We start from the raw sequence: 1819 nt of genomic DNA on the forward strand, positions 1-1819 counted from the left end.
CGAGGTGCGCCACGTGTGCCTTCATCACCCGCACCACCTCCTCCGCAATGGCGGCGTCGTCCCTGATGCTGGAGGTGTAGCGCCTAACCAAATCCCCGCTCCCCCCAATCCACCTCCGGTAGAAACTCATCCAGAAACCTCAATCCTCTCAGTTATAAGCTCAGCCCCACACCTAGGGCAACAATATGTCACAACCACGTATCTCTTAGTCTGGTTCCTCCTGCTACACTCCACCGGCTTCACAGGACGTTTGCAGTTTGGACAAACCACGGAACGTTGCCCCATCAACCCCCTAGAAAAAGATTCAATATAAAACCTTTTCCATTTATATAGACTATTTCCTACGCCGCAGAGCCGTGAGGGAGTGCAGAGACCACATCTCGATGAAGCCCCGCGCCTCCTCGTCGCTGGGGTACCACCCCGCGCTGTAGTCGGCGAGCTCCTTGCTGTACCCCCCGTAGGGGGACTCCCTCCCCACCACCCACAGAGCCCCCTTGTACAGCTTCACCCTGACCACCCCCGACACCCACCGCTCCATCTCCCGCGCCGCCGCCTCCAAAGCCTCCCTTAACGGCTCCACCCACAGCCCCTGGTACACGAGGTCCGCCCACTGCGGGTCGAGGACGTTGTGCTTAAACCTCAGCTCCCTCGGCGTCAGCACCAGCTTCTCCAAGTCCCGGTGCGCGTGGAAGAGGACGACGGCGGCCGGCGCCTCGTACACCTCCCTACTCTTAAACCCCACCAGCCTATTCTCCACGTGGTCAATCCTCCCAACCCCGTGGGCCCCCCCGAGGTGGTTAAGCGCAGATACGAGAGAGGCCAAGTCCATCCGCTCCCCGTTAAGCGCCACGGGGACACCCCCCTCAAACTCAATAGCCACATACGCGGGCTCCGCCGGCGCCTTCTCCGGAGATACCGACCACCTAAACGCCTCCTCAGGAGGCTCCACCATCGGGTCGTCCAGGGGACCCCCCTCGATAGACCTCGACCAGAGGTTGTCGTCGATGCTGAACTTCTTGTGCTCCTCCCCCACCGGCAGGCCGTGCCTCCTCGCGTACTCCACCTCCTCAGCCCTAGTCATACCCCAAACCCTCGCCGGCGCGATGATCTTAAGATCCGGCGCCAGAGCCTTCACAGTCACGTCAAACCTCACCTGGTCATTCCCCTTGCTAGTAGAGCCGTGCGCAACGGCGTCGGCCCCAACCCGCCGCGCCACCTCCACCACCTTCGCCGCGATGAGAGGCCTAGCCAGCGCCGTCCCCAGGGGGTACAGCCCCTCATACATGCCGTTCATAAGAACCGCCCTAGCTATATACTCCTCGGCAAACTCCCTCCGGGCATCTATATAAAAGTGTTGCACAGCCCCCGCCCTATATGCCCTCTCCTCGATGGCGGAGAAGTCGTCCTCCTGCCCAACGTCGACAGTTACGGTGTAGACCTCCGCCCCCAGCCTCTCCGAAAGCCACTTGACGGCAACCGTGGTGTCAAGGCCGCCGGAATAGGCCAGAACTACCTTACTCGCCCCGACTTACTCCCCATAGTCCTCCACATCACCCTTAAACTCCTCCAGCGAAACCGATCCACCCCTAAGCCTCACGATGTACCTAGCCCCACACGTGGGACAACTCGCAATCTCCCCATCCATAACATCCTCCGGAAGGTCGAACTCAGTACCACACACCTTGCACTGAACCACCAACTTCTGCGAAGCCATACCCCCCAAATCAACCCACTATAAAACCTTTTTCTTCAACCCAAAGCCGCGCTCTCACCGGTTAATCACACACCAGAGACGCACCTCAATACACACGAACTAACT

Annotated in this window: 3 protein-coding genes and 1 pseudogene; all 4 read right to left on the reverse strand. The window is 59.8% G+C overall.

Annotated features, from left to right (window positions below):
• A pseudogene (locus tag ACP5J3_RS14080) lies at positions 1–130 on the reverse strand (argininosuccinate lyase); the annotation flags it as partial.
• The gene (locus ACP5J3_RS14085; protein ID WP_428496256.1) at positions 127–285 is read right to left on the reverse strand and encodes a hypothetical protein; all 159 of its coding nucleotides are present in this window, start codon (positions 283–285) and stop codon (positions 127–129) included. The pseudogene ACP5J3_RS14080 and the gene ACP5J3_RS14085, both read right to left, overlap by 4 nt.
• A gap of 49 nt (positions 286–334) precedes the next feature.
• Positions 335–1507, reverse strand: coding sequence for an argininosuccinate synthase (locus ACP5J3_RS14090; protein ID WP_428496258.1), 1173 nt, complete (start codon positions 1505–1507; stop codon positions 335–337).
• A gap of 21 nt (positions 1508–1528) precedes the next feature.
• Positions 1529–1714, reverse strand: coding sequence for an alpha-aminoadipate/glutamate carrier protein LysW (locus tag ACP5J3_RS14095; protein ID WP_428496257.1), 186 nt, complete (start codon positions 1712–1714; stop codon positions 1529–1531).
• Positions 1715–1819: the final 105 nt, after the last annotated feature.

Origin of the sequence: Pyrobaculum sp., from assembly GCF_049971835.1 — an archaeon.
In the GTDB taxonomy this organism is placed as follows: Archaea; Thermoproteota; Thermoprotei; order Thermoproteales; family Thermoproteaceae; genus Pyrobaculum.

What these genes read in the sequence shown, in the direction of transcription:
- ACP5J3_RS14095 (WP_428496257.1), bottom strand. Translation starts at nt 1,714, where the DNA reads ATGGCTTCGCAGAAGTTGGTGGTTCAGTGCAAGGTGTGTGGTACTGAG.
- ACP5J3_RS14085 (WP_428496256.1), bottom strand. Translation starts at nt 285, where the DNA reads ATGGGGCAACGTTCCGTGGTTTGTCCAAACTGCAAACGTCCTGTGAAG.